Below are 14,445 nucleotides of genomic sequence, written 5' to 3' on the forward strand. Positions count from 1 at the left end.
AGGGCCGCAGGACAGAACCGCCAAACGATCAAAAGAATAAAGGTCAACTTAAACCTTTATCCTTTTATCTTTACCCTTTAACCTTTATGTTATTTACGCCAGCCTTCCATGACCTTGAGGCAGTCAGCCAGAAGTTCAGCGGAACGTTCCTTGCCTTCGGTTTCCACGTAGCAGCGGAATTCCGGGGCGTTGCCACTGGGACGCAGGTGAACGATGTCACCGGAATCAAATTCCATACGGTAGCCGTCCACTTCGTTAAGGGAGACCATCTTTCCGTGGAAGGGTGCGCCCTTGTTGAACTTGCTGGGCTTGGCGGCGAACTTGCCGAACAACTTTTCACCCAGCTTCTGTTCGCGGATTTCTGCAAGCTTGGCCTTGGAAATTTCGGTGGGGAATTCCTTGAGGCGGTCGCTGACAGTAAAGCGCTTGGGAAGCTTGCGGAGAAGATCTACCACGCACATCTTCTGTTCGCGAACCATGACCATGACAGCAATCATGGGGAGCAATGCATCGCGAGTGGGCAGAGCCTTCAGAGTGCGGGTAACGCCATCATAGGCGGTGCGCTTCAGATCGGTCTGCAGCAGGAAACCGCCGTTGGCTTCGTAACCGGCGACGGACACGCCGGCGGCAGCACTTGCTGCGGCGTCACCTTCCATAAGGCTTTCCATGCCGGCAATGACATAGGGGGAGCCGATGCGGGTACGGCAAATCTTTTCGAAGCTTTCGGACTTTTCGAGGGAGGTGTTGCAGCTGACGGGAGTAGCGATGCGCTTGATGCCCAGAGCCTGGGATGCCAAAATACCCAGCACGTCACCGCGGAGCCACATGCCCACATCATCAGCCAGAAGCGGGCGGTCGCTATCGCCATCGGTACTGAACACGGCGTCCACATAATCCTTGTGGGTAAATTCGCGGGCCAGTTCTTCATCTTCGGGGCGGATCGCTTCGGTATCCACCGGAACAAAAACGTCACTGCGGCCGAAGGGCTTTACGCAGGCGCCCAGGCTTTCGAGAACGCGGACCACAATGTCGCGGCCAACAGCGGAATGCTGATAGACGCCGATGGTCAAGCCCTGCAAAGCCTTTTCACCAAAGAATTCGGGATAACGCTTGCAGTAATTTTCTTCGGCTTCGGTTTCAACAGCGGGAAGTTCCGGAGCATTCTTCAACATGCCGGCAGCATCGAACAAAGCTTCGTCAAAATCAACAGACTGAGAAACAATGCCCTGTTCGTCGGCCTTTGTAATTTCGCCGTTGGGGTGGTTAAACTTGATACCGTTACGGTCGGCAGGAATGTGGGATCCTGTCACCATGATGGTGGGCAAGCTCTTATCAAGACCATAAAGTGCAATGGCAGGAGAAGGAATGCGACCGCAATAAGTCACCTTCCAGCCAGCATCCTGGCCGGCCTTCACCAGAGCCTGCAAAATGCGACCAGTACTTGGGCGAAGGTCTCCAGCAATAGCGATATTCTTTTCGCACTTGTAGCTAGCTTCGCAGTACTTGATAAAGGAGCGTGCATAAACATAGCACACACGGTCGGTCATTGCAGAAACCAGGCCGCGAGCACCACTGGTACCAAAGGCCACACCGGACTGTTTCATTACATCTTGCATTGCAACGGACATAAAAACCTCAATGGAAATTATACTTCCTAAAAAAACCTTTTAACCAAAAATAGAAAAAATGATTAAGTTTATCTTCATGAACATCAGTAAGAAAATTTTTCTAGCCGCAATCAGCTTGTCATCAGCAACAATCTGGGCTCAAAATGCACCCGTTTTAACGCAGCAACCCTCTCAGGATAATTCAGCAGAAACCATCTTGCAATCGATGGACGGAGAATCTATCCAGCCCGCGGCACCGCAGGACTCCGAAATTCCTGCCCCCATCGTCTCCAGCGATACGTCAAATACATTTGCACCCATTGAAAGTTCCGAAATGGAGAATAATGCCGTTGCGGAACCTGCCCCTGAATATGTGGATCCCAACGCCCCCGTTCCTGTTAGCGAAAGTGCGGAACTTCTCCAGCCTATGCCCAAACCCGAGCCTATGCCCATGGAAGAGCCCAGCTATGTGGAGCCGGCAGGCATTTCCTTTATACCTACCGATTCGGCAGCAACCCAGACAGCACTTCAGCCCGTCGAAGAAATCCCTGCAGCCGAAAATCCAGAGTTAGACCAAACTGCAGAAAGTATCTGGGATACGACACCTGCCATGCCCCTGACACAACAGGAAGCAGAAAGTATCGCCGAGCAACCAGTCCAGGCAACTGCCGAAAAACACGTTCTGGATATTTTCCACGGCAGGGCCTACAACGCCGTCGGCAATGAAGCCGCAGCCGCCAACGTCGCCAGTGAAATTTCGACGCCCCACAAAATGCACAACCGCAAGTTCGTCTACATCGAACCTGTAGACGGATACGGTGTTGTAAGTTTCGGAGAAGGCAGCACATTCTTCCTGGCCTTTGACAACAACAAGACCAATGCCGCCAACTACAGCGAACTGGGCCTTGTTACCTTGGGCTACGCCGGGCAAAACTTCGGTTTCAGCCTAGAGGCCGCAACAGGGAAATCCTGGAGCTACATCGATAACGACATCGATTCCTCCAGCACGACATACAAGATTACCAATCCCGGCACTCAGTTCGGTGGAACAGCATCTGCAAATCTGGCCAACATCGACCTTGCATTAGGAGTGACCTACGCCAACCCCAACGGTTCCTATTTCATCAGCGAATTTGGCGAAGAACACGAAAAGGACGAATGGGCCCTGGGAGGAAAGCTAACCGTAGCTCATACCACAAGCAATGCCTTGTCCTGGTCCGTTAACCTGAACTTCCTTAGGTACAAAGCCAGCACTAGCAGCAAAACCGAATCCATATTCACAGAAAACGGCGAAACCTATAAGGCGACCTACAAGTCGACCGTTACCGATACCACGACCCGTGTAGAAGTCATTCCCGAATTTAATGTGGGCGCCCCCATTCTGCAGAACCAGAAAGCCCGCGTATTCCTTGGTCTGAATACAGCCGTTCCCCTGATTGCGTACGACCGAATCGATGGCGTTGTCAGCAGACATAACGAATATGGTTTGACCTTGACACCCAACGTCCTGGCAGAAGTGGCCCTGGGCCAGTACGTCATGGCATTCGGCAGCGTCAGCTATTGCTGGGACGTAGCAGACTATCGTGATTCCTACATCAACAACGTTTCTGTAAAGGCACTGGAAATGGAATCCGGAGAAACCACAGCCATTCTCGGCATGCGTCTCCAGTATGAATTTGCCGCCCTCGAAATGGCATTTACCAAACAGTTCCTGCAGAACCCCTTCGGCAGCTTCTCGGATCATGATGAAATTGCCATGTCCATTGGCGCATTCGTGAACTTCTAATCTTTTATGGAACCGATCCAGGATTCAGAAAAAGGAATGTTTAAAGTATTCTTGAAAGACACCGCCTTGGTACTGGAAGGTGGCGGTATGCGTGGAGCTTACTCCGCCGGCGTTCTTGACGCGTTGCTAGATGAAGGTTTAAAGTTTGGCGGCTACGCCGGAACCTCGGCAGGGGCAACCCACCTTTGCAATTACCTTTCGGAACAGCGGGATAGAAACTTCCGACTGGATACAGTCCATTCCAAGGACAAGCGCTACATGAGCTTCGGAAACTGGATTCGTACCGGCAACTACTTTGACCTGGAATTCTGCTACCATACAGTACCCGAAGTCATCGATCCTTTCGACTTTGGCACCTTCAAGAAGAATGCCGCCGAATCAAAATTCTATGTGGCCGCAAGCAACGTGGAAACTGGTGGCGCCGAATACTTCCAGGTTCACGACTTGCGCCAGGATATGGATGCCATCCGTTCATCCTCTTCGCTGCCGCTCATGAGCAGCCTGGTTCATTACCAGGGCAAGAAAATGTTTGACGGAAATATCGCCGACAGCATCCCCTTTGAATTCATGGACCGCACCGGCTATAAAAAGCAGGTTGTCATCACCACACGACACAAGGGTTACCAAAAAGAGGCGAACAGTTTTCTTCCCGTATACAAGATCGTCTACCGCAAGTATCCTAACTTCGTAAAGGCCGTTGGCGATCGACATATCCGTTACAACAAGAGCCTCGAAACTCTGGCCCAATGGGAAGCCAATGGAAAGGCTTTCGTTTTCCGCCCCGAAACAGACTTGAAAATCAGCCGCGTCGAAAAGGACACTTCAAAACTTGTAGCCCTTTATGAATTGGGTCTGAAAGACGGCCGCGAAAGAATGGCCGACCTGAAGGAATTTCTATCTTTATAGACATGGATAGAGCTCGTCGTCGTAAATTTGGCCAGAACTTTCTGGATGTTCCCACCGCCATCGCCATCGCAGGTGACCTGCCTGCCGAAAAGGGTGAAGCCGTTCTCGAAATCGGCCCCGGCCATGGCGCCCTGACAGAACACCTGCTGAACCGCGGCGTGGAACTGACAGCCGTCGAAATCGACGAACAGTGCGTGGCCGTGTTGAACGAAAAGTTCGGCGACCGCGAAAACTTCCATATCACCAACATCGACTTCTTGAAATTCGACTTGCAGGCCTTTCTGGATGCACACGAAAAGCCCTGGGTCACCGGCAACCTGCCCTACAATGTTTCTACGGCAATTATCGCAGGGCTCATGCCCCGACTGCATCTGACCAAGGGCTTTATGGGAATGGTGCAGCTGGAAGTTGCCGAACGCATTTGCGCTTCGCCCTGCAGCAGCAATTACGGCAGCCTTTCTGTTCTGGTATCCGCTTTCGCCAACACCCAGATTTTACGCAAGATCGGTCCCGAGCATTTTACACCGAAGCCCAACGTAGACAGCGCCACCATGCTGCTCACCCCCCGCGCAGACGCATTGCAGGCTCCCGAGGGATTCTTCGATTTCGTTCGTGCCGCCTTTACCCAGAAGCGTAAGACCTTGGCCAATTCCTTCGGTCGCGCCTACGACAAGAAGAAAATCCAGGAAGCCATCGAACTCCTGGATTATCCTACCACTGTCCGTGCCGAGGAACTTTCCCCCGAACAGTTCATGGAATTTTATAAAGTGATTGTCGGATAGCTTTTCCTAAAGCTTACTTTGCCTTGCAGGCCTTGTAAGAATCGGGATTTGCAGATAGATATCCCTTCACCAATTCACCGGATACCGTATACACAAGAGAGTCTACTCGGCTCTCCTGCGCAAATGCTGCAGTACCTTCGTTAATCATGGAAGCGGACCAGTTGGCGGATGAAAGCTTGCGTTCATCCATCCATTCCTGCCATTGATCATTGCGGTCTGCATCAGGCACGCCCTTTCCACTTGCATTTGCAGTACCCCATTCGCTAACAAACAGGGACAACCCCGCATTCATCGCTTCTTCGGCATTCCGTCCTTCGAGCTTGATGCTGTGGCTATTAGCGTAGTAATGGAATGTGTAGGCAATATTATGAAGTGAATCGGCGATCTCTTTTCCTATAGCCCAATTGGGCGACTGGTCCCACATGGGGTTACCCACAAGAATCAAATTGTCAGAATGCTTTCGAATGGTCGCGACGACGGTATCGCCATAAGCCTTCACCTGCTCCCAGACAATTCTGGTAGGCTCATTAAAAATTTCAAAAATCACATTGTTATACTGGCCGTATTTTTGAGCCATTTCGTCGAAGAAGGCGATAGCATCACTCAACTGCTTATGCGCACTATGGGAATGCCAGTCGATAATTACATAGATGTCATTCTTTATGGCCGCCTTAACAGCCTGATCGATCAATTCGCGCTGAGCATCCGGATCCAGCAAAAATCCCAATGTCCCGCCCCAATTTTCTTCGGTACCAATGGCGGCACGAATCACTTCGATTTTCATGTCGTTCACCATGGTCGTAATGCCGGTATCGGAATAAAACTTTGTAGCGGGTTTCAAAAGGCTCCAGTAAAGGCTCATGCCTCGTACCTGAACTTCGTTACCATCAGACACGCCCTTGCAACTGCCGTATATTCGGCCCTTGCCCTCGGAATTCACTCCGGCAATCAGCCTTCCATACTGACTGACAGGGCCGATTCTTTCGCCAATAGGTTCATCCAGCTTTTCATAGGAGACTTCAGTAACGTTCTCTCCGTTACAGCCCCATAAAGTCAGAATTCCAGCTAAAAACAGCCCTGATAAGCGCAGTAGTGACATTAATTTACTCCGTCGTTTTTTCCAAAGTTAAACTTCTCCTCTCGATTATGCACCAAAATTCTTGAAGTTTTTGTATACGCCTGTTCCCAAAAAAATGATTTATTCTTAATAAGGTTCGTCATGATTTGTTTATGTTGAAGACATGAATATGAAAATGTCTCTTCTTATCGCCACTTTAGGCACCGTTGTAAATCTTTACGCCCAGGAAGCCACTCCTAGCGCAACCGTATCTGACACAACAGCAGCACCTGCCGCTGAACAAAATGCAGCCGCCATCGCGGAAGCTCCCGCCTCTAGCGAAGCCCCCGCTGCAGCAGAAGCAGCCCCCGCAGAAGAGGTCAAGGCAGAAGAAACCGCTGCCGTAAACCCTGAAAAGAGTGCCGAAGAAACGGCCACGGCAGAAACCTCCACTCCCGCAACAAACGAGACTGCCCCTGCCGCAAATGAGACAACCCCCGCAGAAGCCGCTGACGAAACTGCTCGCGAAACTGCTCGCGAAACTGCAGAAAATGTACCCGCAGCCGAAACCACCCCAGAGCAGGTCGCTGTAGCCGACACCGCAACCACCAGCGATTCCGTGGCAGTCCCCCAGGATTCCACCGCTCCCATTCAGGAACCTGCACAAACCGCAGAAAAGCCCACCAAGGGCCCCCTGGATGTCTTGCATGCCAATATTTATAATGCTGTAGGTAACGAAGCCGCAGCCGCAACCATCGGCGGAAATATAGCCGCACCCCGCAAGATGTACGGAATCAAGGGACTGTACCTTGAACCCACCAACGAAAGGGCTGCACTGGCCTTCGGAAATACCACCACATACTTCCTCGCCTTCGACAATTCCCAGAGCATGGGATTACTCACCGCCGGTGTGGCATTCCAGAAGTTCGGCGTTTCCGTTGACGGATCCTTCGGCAAACAGTGGAACGATGCAGAATATCCCATTACCGAACAAAATGAAAAAATCACCTATGGCGGCTCCAGCATCGGCGCAACAGCCTCATTGCAGGTCGGTTCCTTCGACATCGTCGCAAGCGGCCACTACGTAAAACCCGAATCCGAAGGATACAGCGCAGACCCCTTCAATAAATGGGAACAGAACATCTGGGACGCTACCGGAAAGCTAGCCCTTTCTTACTCCGGTGAAGAAGTCTTCTGGACTTTCGGAGTGGAAGGTTTGCGCCATAGCTTTACCACCGACACCAAGGTCACCGTGGAAGAAGTCATCAAGGGCGAAAAGAATCACGTCATTACCAAGAGCTCCGTCTCCGATACCTCTTCACGAATCGAGTTCAAGCCTACATTCAACATTGGCGCAGCTGTCCTCAAGGCTGAAGATGCCCGCATCTATCTTGGCGTCAACACCCGATTCCCCTTCGCCATCTACGATGAAATCGAAAACATCATGGATAGCCATACAAGATTCAGCGCATTCGTCACACCTAACATTTTTGGCGAAGTCGCATTGAATCAGCATATGATGATTTTCGGCGGCGCAAATCTTGACTGGAACGTATTCTCCTACGAAAAGTACGAACTGGCTGATTTTGTCGCAACCAGCAGAACCACATTCGCCAACACGACCACAGTCAACCTGGGCTCCCGTTTTGAATATGGCCGTGTTGCCGCAGAACTTGCATTCACAAAGCAGTTCCTGCAGAACCCCTTCGGCAGCTTCTCTACCACCGACGGGTTCGCTGTTGACCTAGGCCTATTCGTTAACTTCTAGTGAAATTTTCTCCCATCATGAAAGTCTGCAGAAATGCAGGCTTTTTTTGTTGTAATTGAAAATCTTTTTATTATTTTCAATGGAAAGAGGAAATTTCTATGCGTAAAAATCTTGGTGCCAAACCCTATCTTTATCCCCAGCCCGTATTGGTTATCGGAACCTACAACGAAGACGGTACGCCCAACGCCATGGTGGCTGCATGGGGTTCCGTCAGCGACATGAACCAGGTCGCCATCTACGTAGCCAACAGCCATAAGACCATGGACAACATCAAGGCACGCAAGTGCTTTACCGTTAGCATGGCCACCGCCGAAAACATCAAGGAAATTGATTTCCTTGGACTTAACTCCGGCCACAAAGTTGCAGACAAGTTTGAAAAATCCGGACTTACCGCCGTCAAGAGCAAGAACGTCGACGCGCCCCTCATTGCAGAACTGCCCCTCACCCTGGAATGCAAGATGGTAAGCTACGCCGAAGAACCGGAACTGCTTTTAGGCGAAGTGGTGAACGTTACCGCTGACGAATCCATCCTCGACGCCGAAGAAAAAATCGACATCAAAAAACTGAACCCCATCTGCTACGATACGGCAGGACATGGTTACTATGCCATCGGCGAAAAGGTTGGCAACGCCTTCTCCGACGGAAAAAACATCAAGTAATCATTTCGCAGGCGAATAAAATTCCGGCCAGCGGCACGATAAAAATCCACACGCCCCGGAAATAATTTTTTAGGTCCGCGTCACTCATGGTAGAATGATCTACCAGCGAAACAAACAGATACCAAAGCCCTATATAGCCCCACCAAGTGTGGGGCGTTTTTATGATATACTGCAAAAGGAAATAGCCAACGGTAAATCCTACCACAGTAGGAGCCACCGCAATCAAGGCATGCTGAACCATCTGCATGGGGAACGGCCCCCGGGCACAATAACTCACATGCCCTAGGCAACCATCCTTGTTTTCGAACATGCATACATCCGTCACCTTGGCCCCGGTAACGACCGCCAAAATCAAGTGCGACGTCTCATGAATAAAAGTCCCCGGGAAGGTCACGAAATTCACAAAGGCATACGCAAAATTCACGCTGATCATTCCGAGCAATTTTATCTGGAGACGCTCCAAGGCATATAAGGCAAAACCCGCAACAACCGGCACAAAGATAATGGCAACCGCCACCATAAAGCTGACTGCGGCGACGGCACCCGCCTCGTGGCCCCAGCCAAACCAGGAAATAATTTGATGCATCGAGGGTACGTTAAACATAAAAAACCGGAAGCCTAAATATCCAACAGGAAATCTTCCCTATGCAAATTGTTTTCGCGATACGGTTCTTCATCAGGGTAGCCAACAGGATTGCAAAGCAGCAAATGATTTTTTCCGAGGCTGTCCCGAACTACCTTCTTGATGGCGGAATGGGTGTGTCCCGCCTGCCAGATGGAACCATCATCCAGATTACTCAAGAATTTTTCACCTTGAAAATAGAAGTAGGTCGACAGCGGATCCTTCAGATACATTTCGGCCATGCCGAATTCCATGGGCAAAAAATGACTCATCATCACCTTCGGGCGGGCAGCCGTCAAACTGTCCATAATTCCCGCATAATGATTCCAGAGGGCCTCCGTATCATTGCCTTTGTAATTCCAATGGCGACCGTCAAACCAGCGGGTAGACCAGATCATCTTATACTCTTCTACAGAAGCATCGGGAACATGCTTGTAGGTAAAATCGCACATGCCCATGCACCCGGCAAAAACATCTACCGTCAAATTTTCCAGCAGGTGAAGGTTTGGAATTTTCGCAGCCTCTTCCAGGTAAAAGGTAATCTTACTTTCGGACGTAGGGAAATCTCGATCCGAACCGAAAACGCCCTCACGTTCACAAATGACATCGTGATTTCCCAGGCATACAAAAACCCGGCTGTACTTCGTCGCGATAAACTTCAGAAATTCGACGTAGGTAAAATAATTGTTGGCAATGTCCCCTGCGATACAGCAAACATCCGCCGGCAAAAAATTCCTGTCGAAAAATTCCTGAAAATAGCGATGCAGTAAAGATACGGTCCGTGTTAGGGGCGCGTAAAAATCAATATGCAAATCGCTAACGAAGAAACATTTCATAGGTGCAAATTTACATTTAAAAATTTTTCCTGTTAAGTTGCTTTTTGTTAGATTTCCTGGTCACCATGATCAAGATCCGTTCCGCAAGAATCGAAGACGCCGCCGCGCTACAGGCCATCTACAAACCCTACGTAGAAGACACCGCCATTACCTTTGAGTATGACGCCCCCACCGTAGAAGAATTTGCAGCAAGGATTGGGGGAACGCTGGAAAAGTACCCCTACCTGGTAATAGAACGAGCAGGAGCCGCCACGGGTTCCGACGAGAACAGCACAGAAATTCTAGGCTATTGCTACGCGGGAGTTTTCAAGGGACGAGCCGCCTACAATCGCAGCGTAGAAACATCCATCTACGTAAAGCTTGGCGAACATGGGAAAGGCTATGGCCGAGCCCTGTACAGCGAACTGAATCGCGAACTAAAATCTCGCGGGATTCTAAACGCCTACGCCTGCATCGCAAGCCCCAAACCAGGCAGCACCCGCCTAGATAACAGCAGCCAGAAATTTCACGAAAAGCTAGGCTACACCCTAGTAGGAACCTTCCACGATTGCGCCTACAAATTCGGGCAATGGTACAACATGATCTGGATGGAAAAGATGCTGGGGGAACATTTGTAGATTATGTTCAAGTTGGGAGGACCTATGAGGATTTTATATGCAATATTGTTATTGTGCATCAGCGGGATTGCACGCAACCTACTTGAAAATGACTTATCAACCATCGGTTTCTGCTGTTTTGGAGATTGCAAACCTGAACCAAATCAAGAAGACGTCATTGATTCCCTGGTTCCAAGCATATTCAAAAGCTTGCCCACCGTTCAAGAAAAACTGGATCACCCCAAAAACAAATTCACTCCGGTCATCGGGGTTGTCAATCACATAGAAGTGGTAGCACACTCCAGCAAGTGGAACGCCTATTCTTCCCGTTGGGACGACAACCCAGTCCTATGCATTTTTGACGACCCAGATTGGCGATCAAACCGGTCGATTGTCGTAAGCAATGTGGACAACGAAATAGCGGAGCAATTCACCGCATGGGACAACTGGCTAGATTCCACTCAAAGTGTTCTAGAACGGAGGGCTACCTTAGACCAACTGCATTCATTTTCTGATTTAAGATTTATCCGTGACTCACGCGAGGTATTAACCCAACTAATCAAAGTTGGTATAAAAGCCACCTATTCCTACGACACCAATTCTCGTTCATGGAAGGAAGCCGATACAACGGTTTACCTTTACCTGCCCGTCATCACCACCCCCTACTACGTCCCTGCAAAAAACGGGATAGAAAATTCCGTCGATTTACTTAAAAGCCTGATTCATATACCACGAAATTCAAAGAGAGTATTTTTTGGAGACGGATTTTCTCAGCAGGTTTCAACTAATCAGCCCGAGGAATTAGACCCCAACCAACTCAAGGTTCTTCCATACAAATATTCCTTCCGCATCCCGAGAAATCCCATTCCAAAATTGCATCAAGAAATCGGACACCTTATCCGGGAAAAACGCTTCAGCGAAATTTCCAAAGCTATGGATAAAATCATCAATGCAGCAGATTCCACCTACCCCATCTTTGGCTCAGCCCTTACCGATGAAGATTACAAGTGGTTGAATCTTCTTTCTGGAAACGGAATCCGATTGACTCCCTACGATACCTTAAAGTACAGGGAATCTCATAGAAGCCTCCAAGGAGTAGCGAGTAGAGCAATCTCAATACCAGAAATTTATTCCTGGTTAGATAGCGATGGTGCCTACAATGACATCCTAAAAATTGAAGATGACTTTAGCCGTATAATCGCGTTGAATGAATACGCTTTCAAAAAGCGTTCATCAGAAAATCAAAAAGAAAAAATGGCAGTTCTTATAGAAGAGAATTTGGACAAAATCCCCAATCAAGATTTAAGACATTACCTGGTGAAGCGTTACTGGAATCGAGAAGAATATGGCGGTTATTTTTCCTTTGGCATAGGGCCTGCACTTGATTTCCCCCTTGGAGGTCTATCTTCATATATCGACCCCGGAATAGGCGTATCTATGTTCATAGGCGGTGGGTATAAGCAATTTGGTGCCGAGTTCCTTATGCAAATTTTCCCCGATAAGGAGTTAAAAAAACGTCCTGAGCAAATTTCCGAAAATACAAACGACTATATCTACGACAGCTTCGTCATCGGTCTAGATCTTCACTACCGCTATCTCAATACAAAGTATTGGGAAGCCGACGCATACATCGGTCCCACCGTAAATATCAGCAGAATCATAAATATTGATTCCAACGAAAAAGATTGGCCCGTCGATCAAACGTCTGTAGGTCTAGATTTTGGCGGAACTCTAAGCTATTTTGAACTAGGTCATGTATTTGGGCTGAGGCTTCGCCTAGGCGCATCTACCGAAAACGCAACAAAAGCCTTTGATACATTTTCTCTGAAGCCCTATACCGCCCTAGAAATCATCGTCAAATACAACGCAAAAAATAAGGTTGATTTTGACTGGAGCAAGTACGGGGAATAAAATTTATCCACCTAACTGATCTTCCAGTTCCTTGATAGAGGGCAGGCAACTCTTGAAATCCTTCGGGTAAATTTTCAACAATTCAAATTCTGAGATGGCGATGGGATTGACCGAGCCCTCCAAGGAATACTGCGCAAGAACTTCGTCCTTGTCCTTGCACACCAAAATACCAAGCGTAGGCTTGTCTTCTGCGCTTTTCAACAAATGATTCACGGCCACCACGTAAGTGCTAAGCTGTCCAATGTACGCAGGTTCAAACTTCCCTGTTTTCACTTCAACAACCACATAGCAGTGCAACTTGGTGTTGTAAAAAAGCATATCAAGAAATTGTTCCGTTTCACCGACCTGCAAACGATATTCTCGCCCCATGTAGGCAAAACCGCGTCCAAGTTCCATCAGGAACATTTCAATATTCTTGAGCAGAGCGTCTTTCAATTCCCGTTCCTCAAAATCGCTACGAACTTCCACAAAGTCAAAGCAATACGGGTCTCGAGTCAATTCACGAGCCAGGTCCCCCTGCTCCTTGGGTAAAGTCGTACGGAAATTAGTAACGGCTCTACCTTCACGCTCATACAGGTCTGTATCAAGAAACGTGAGCAACATGGAACGGGACCAGTTGTTTTCAATGGTCTTTTTTACGAAGAAAAGAGCCTTTTTAGGGGAATTTTTACAAGAATCAATAATAAAGCGATGATGTCCCCAAGGGATTTTCTTCAAATCGTCCACAAGTTGTGGACGATTTCGGTTGTTCAAATCGTCAGCAAGTTGCTGACGATTTTGTCCTTCTACATAATCCTTGTACAAATCGTAGAAATACACGGCGTATTTCAGAGTCGTTGGCGAAAAACCCTTGGCATTTGGGATTTCACGGCGTAAATCATCGCTGAGCTTTTTATAGAACCCGCTGCCATAAGTATTTTGGAATTTTTTCTGCTGAATGTCGCGACCCAAGCTATAATAAAAGCCTATCAACTCGCCGTTGATAGCAATGGAAGCCTTGATTTGCGACTGGGCATAACGCTTCTTGAGTTCAGAAATCCAAGTAGCGTAAGTCTGTGGCAGATTATTTGGATTTTTTCTGGGCATAGTATCTCCTTTTTTTGAAAAAAAATTTTTTCTACAAAACAGAAAAACACCTGATTTTTTATCAGGTGTTCAGGAGACTTTTCGTAACGCTCGGGATGAACAATAGCTTTTATATAAAAATTGGCAAGGGTTACTTTGTTAAAGATTTGTAAATTCTAGAAAAGTTTTTCCAAAACTCCCGGCAGCTCGCTAAAGTCGTGAAGAACCGCAGCGGGATTCTTTGCTGAGCCGAAACCGTAGGCGGCATGGATAAAGGGAATGCCCGCAAAGTTTGCAGCAGTTTCATCGCCGAGAGTGTCGCCGATGTAGACGCAAGTTTGCGCAAATTTTTCCTGAAGGTTTCGCGCGGAACTCAGCCCATTTCGTTCACAGATAGCCTTGATGTTTTCGCCCTTGCTTTTGCCAGTGCGTCCAGACATTTCAAAGTCCTTGAAGTACTTCTGCAAATGGCAGGATTCCAGAAAAGCTTCGATGTACCCGCAGGGGCAATTGCTGACGATGAACAGTTCATATTTTTCAGCAAGCTGTTCCATGAACTTCTTTTCAAAAAATAGCGGGGCGCCATGTTCCTTTAAGTAAGCGCAATGAGCCACCGCGCACTGGCTGAAAATATCGGCGCGACGTTCTTCTGCCATGTCAGGGAAATAGATGCGACCTATTTCCTGAAGGTTCTTGCCCATCACATTTCGAAGGTCATCTTCAGAAATCACCTTGCCCGTACCGTTCTTCTGGAACACCTGATTCCATATGAGAGTCAAGGGAGCGACTGTATCCCAGAGGGTTCCATCCAAGTCAAAAATTAGGGCATTAGGCATGGCCGCAAATTTAG

The 14,445-nt window shown here is 48.5% G+C and carries 13 protein-coding genes; 7 read left to right on the plus strand and 6 right to left on the minus strand.

The genetic code is table 11. From position 1 onward, the window contains the following. Window positions 1-89: 89 nt before the first annotated feature. Window positions 90-1,628 (minus strand): phosphomannomutase, encoded by a 1,539-nt coding sequence (locus BUB38_RS13275; RefSeq protein ID WP_073161221.1) that lies wholly within the window; start codon window positions 1,626-1,628, stop codon window positions 90-92. A gap of 58 nt (window positions 1,629-1,686) precedes the next feature. On the opposite strand from BUB38_RS13275, the gene BUB38_RS13280 reads away from it, so the two are divergent. From BUB38_RS13280 to rsmA, 3 genes are read left to right on the plus strand one after another with little or no spacing between them, the layout of a single operon-like run. Beyond that, on the plus strand, window positions 1,687-3,393 hold the full coding sequence (locus BUB38_RS13280) for a hypothetical protein (RefSeq protein ID WP_073161222.1): 1,707 nt from the start codon (window positions 1,687-1,689) through the stop codon (window positions 3,391-3,393). Between the two features lie 36 nt (window positions 3,394-3,429). Beyond that, window positions 3,430-4,299: a patatin-like phospholipase family protein gene (locus BUB38_RS13285; RefSeq protein WP_073161223.1), complete on the plus strand. Its 870-nt coding sequence runs from the start codon at window positions 3,430-3,432 to the stop codon at window positions 4,297-4,299. Between the two features lie 2 nt (window positions 4,300-4,301). Beyond that, entirely contained in the window at window positions 4,302-5,081 is a 780-nt protein-coding gene (gene rsmA, locus BUB38_RS13290; RefSeq protein WP_073161224.1) for a 16S rRNA (adenine(1518)-N(6)/adenine(1519)-N(6))-dimethyltransferase RsmA, read from the plus strand. 13 nt (window positions 5,082-5,094) lie between these two features. On the opposite strand, the gene BUB38_RS13295 is transcribed toward rsmA, so the two are convergent. Next, complete coding sequence (locus tag BUB38_RS13295) at window positions 5,095-6,180, minus strand: glycoside hydrolase family 5 protein (RefSeq protein ID WP_073161225.1); 1,086 nt, start codon at window positions 6,178-6,180, stop codon at window positions 5,095-5,097. A 148-nt stretch (window positions 6,181-6,328) separates the two neighbouring features. On the opposite strand from BUB38_RS13295, the gene BUB38_RS13300 reads away from it, so the two are divergent. Continuing rightward, on the plus strand, window positions 6,329-7,906 hold the full coding sequence (locus BUB38_RS13300; RefSeq protein WP_139258456.1) for a ribonuclease E domain-containing protein: 1,578 nt from the start codon (window positions 6,329-6,331) through the stop codon (window positions 7,904-7,906). A 98-nt stretch (window positions 7,907-8,004) separates the two neighbouring features. Further along, a complete protein-coding gene (locus tag BUB38_RS13305; RefSeq protein ID WP_073161227.1) occupies window positions 8,005-8,565 on the plus strand; it encodes a flavin reductase family protein in 561 nt (186 codons plus the stop codon). On the opposite strand, the gene BUB38_RS13310 is transcribed toward BUB38_RS13305, so the two are convergent. Together BUB38_RS13310 and BUB38_RS13315 are read right to left on the minus strand one after the other, a co-directional pair. Continuing rightward, entirely contained in the window at window positions 8,558-9,151 is a 594-nt protein-coding gene (locus BUB38_RS13310; protein ID WP_249269395.1) for a hypothetical protein, read from the minus strand. The genes BUB38_RS13305 and BUB38_RS13310 overlap by 8 nt on opposite strands. A gap of 32 nt (window positions 9,152-9,183) precedes the next feature. Further along, window positions 9,184-10,023, minus strand: coding sequence for a metallophosphoesterase (locus BUB38_RS13315; protein ID WP_073161229.1), 840 nt, complete (start codon window positions 10,021-10,023; stop codon window positions 9,184-9,186). Window positions 10,024-10,067: 44 nt separating this feature from the next. On the opposite strand from BUB38_RS13315, the gene BUB38_RS13320 reads away from it, so the two are divergent. Both BUB38_RS13320 and BUB38_RS13325 read left to right on the plus strand, forming a co-directional pair. After that, the gene (locus tag BUB38_RS13320; RefSeq protein ID WP_199505719.1) at window positions 10,068-10,640 is read left to right on the plus strand and encodes a GNAT family N-acetyltransferase; all 573 of its coding nucleotides are present in this window, start codon (window positions 10,068-10,070) and stop codon (window positions 10,638-10,640) included. A 3-nt stretch (window positions 10,641-10,643) separates the two neighbouring features. Then, window positions 10,644-12,530, plus strand: coding sequence for a hypothetical protein (locus tag BUB38_RS13325; RefSeq protein ID WP_073161230.1), 1,887 nt, complete (start codon window positions 10,644-10,646; stop codon window positions 12,528-12,530). Window positions 12,531-12,533: 3 nt separating this feature from the next. Here BUB38_RS13325 and BUB38_RS13330 read toward each other — a convergent pair whose 3' ends face one another. Further along, the gene (locus BUB38_RS13330; RefSeq protein ID WP_073161231.1) at window positions 12,534-13,616 is read right to left on the minus strand and encodes a PDDEXK nuclease domain-containing protein; all 1,083 of its coding nucleotides are present in this window, start codon (window positions 13,614-13,616) and stop codon (window positions 12,534-12,536) included. A gap of 155 nt (window positions 13,617-13,771) precedes the next feature. After that, complete coding sequence (locus BUB38_RS13335; RefSeq protein ID WP_073161232.1) at window positions 13,772-14,431, minus strand: HAD family hydrolase; 660 nt, start codon at window positions 14,429-14,431, stop codon at window positions 13,772-13,774. Window positions 14,432-14,445 lie beyond the last annotated feature (14 nt).

Origin of the sequence: Fibrobacter sp. UWH5, from assembly GCF_900142505.1 — a bacterium.
Lineage (GTDB): Bacteria > Fibrobacterota > Fibrobacteria > Fibrobacterales > Fibrobacteraceae > Fibrobacter.

Coding starts and splice junctions, on each gene's coding strand:
- BUB38_RS13275 (WP_073161221.1), bottom strand. CDS start 1,628: ATGTCCGTTGCAATGCAAGATGTAATGAAACAGTCCGGTGTGGCCTTT.
- BUB38_RS13280 (WP_073161222.1), top strand. CDS start 1,687: ATGATTAAGTTTATCTTCATGAACATCAGTAAGAAAATTTTTCTAGCC.
- BUB38_RS13285 (WP_073161223.1), top strand. CDS start 3,430: ATGTTTAAAGTATTCTTGAAAGACACCGCCTTGGTACTGGAAGGTGGC.
- rsmA (WP_073161224.1), top strand. CDS start 4,302: ATGGATAGAGCTCGTCGTCGTAAATTTGGCCAGAACTTTCTGGATGTT.
- BUB38_RS13295 (WP_073161225.1), bottom strand. CDS start 6,180: ATGTCACTACTGCGCTTATCAGGGCTGTTTTTAGCTGGAATTCTGACT.
- BUB38_RS13300 (WP_139258456.1), top strand. CDS start 6,329: ATGAAAATGTCTCTTCTTATCGCCACTTTAGGCACCGTTGTAAATCTT.
- BUB38_RS13305 (WP_073161227.1), top strand. CDS start 8,005: ATGCGTAAAAATCTTGGTGCCAAACCCTATCTTTATCCCCAGCCCGTA.
- BUB38_RS13310 (WP_249269395.1), bottom strand. CDS start 9,151: ATGCATCAAATTATTTCCTGGTTTGGCTGGGGCCACGAGGCGGGTGCC.
- BUB38_RS13315 (WP_073161229.1), bottom strand. CDS start 10,023: ATGAAATGTTTCTTCGTTAGCGATTTGCATATTGATTTTTACGCGCCC.
- BUB38_RS13325 (WP_073161230.1), top strand. CDS start 10,644: ATGTTCAAGTTGGGAGGACCTATGAGGATTTTATATGCAATATTGTTA.
- BUB38_RS13330 (WP_073161231.1), bottom strand. CDS start 13,616: ATGCCCAGAAAAAATCCAAATAATCTGCCACAGACTTACGCTACTTGG.
- BUB38_RS13335 (WP_073161232.1), bottom strand. CDS start 14,431: ATGCCTAATGCCCTAATTTTTGACTTGGATGGAACCCTCTGGGATACA.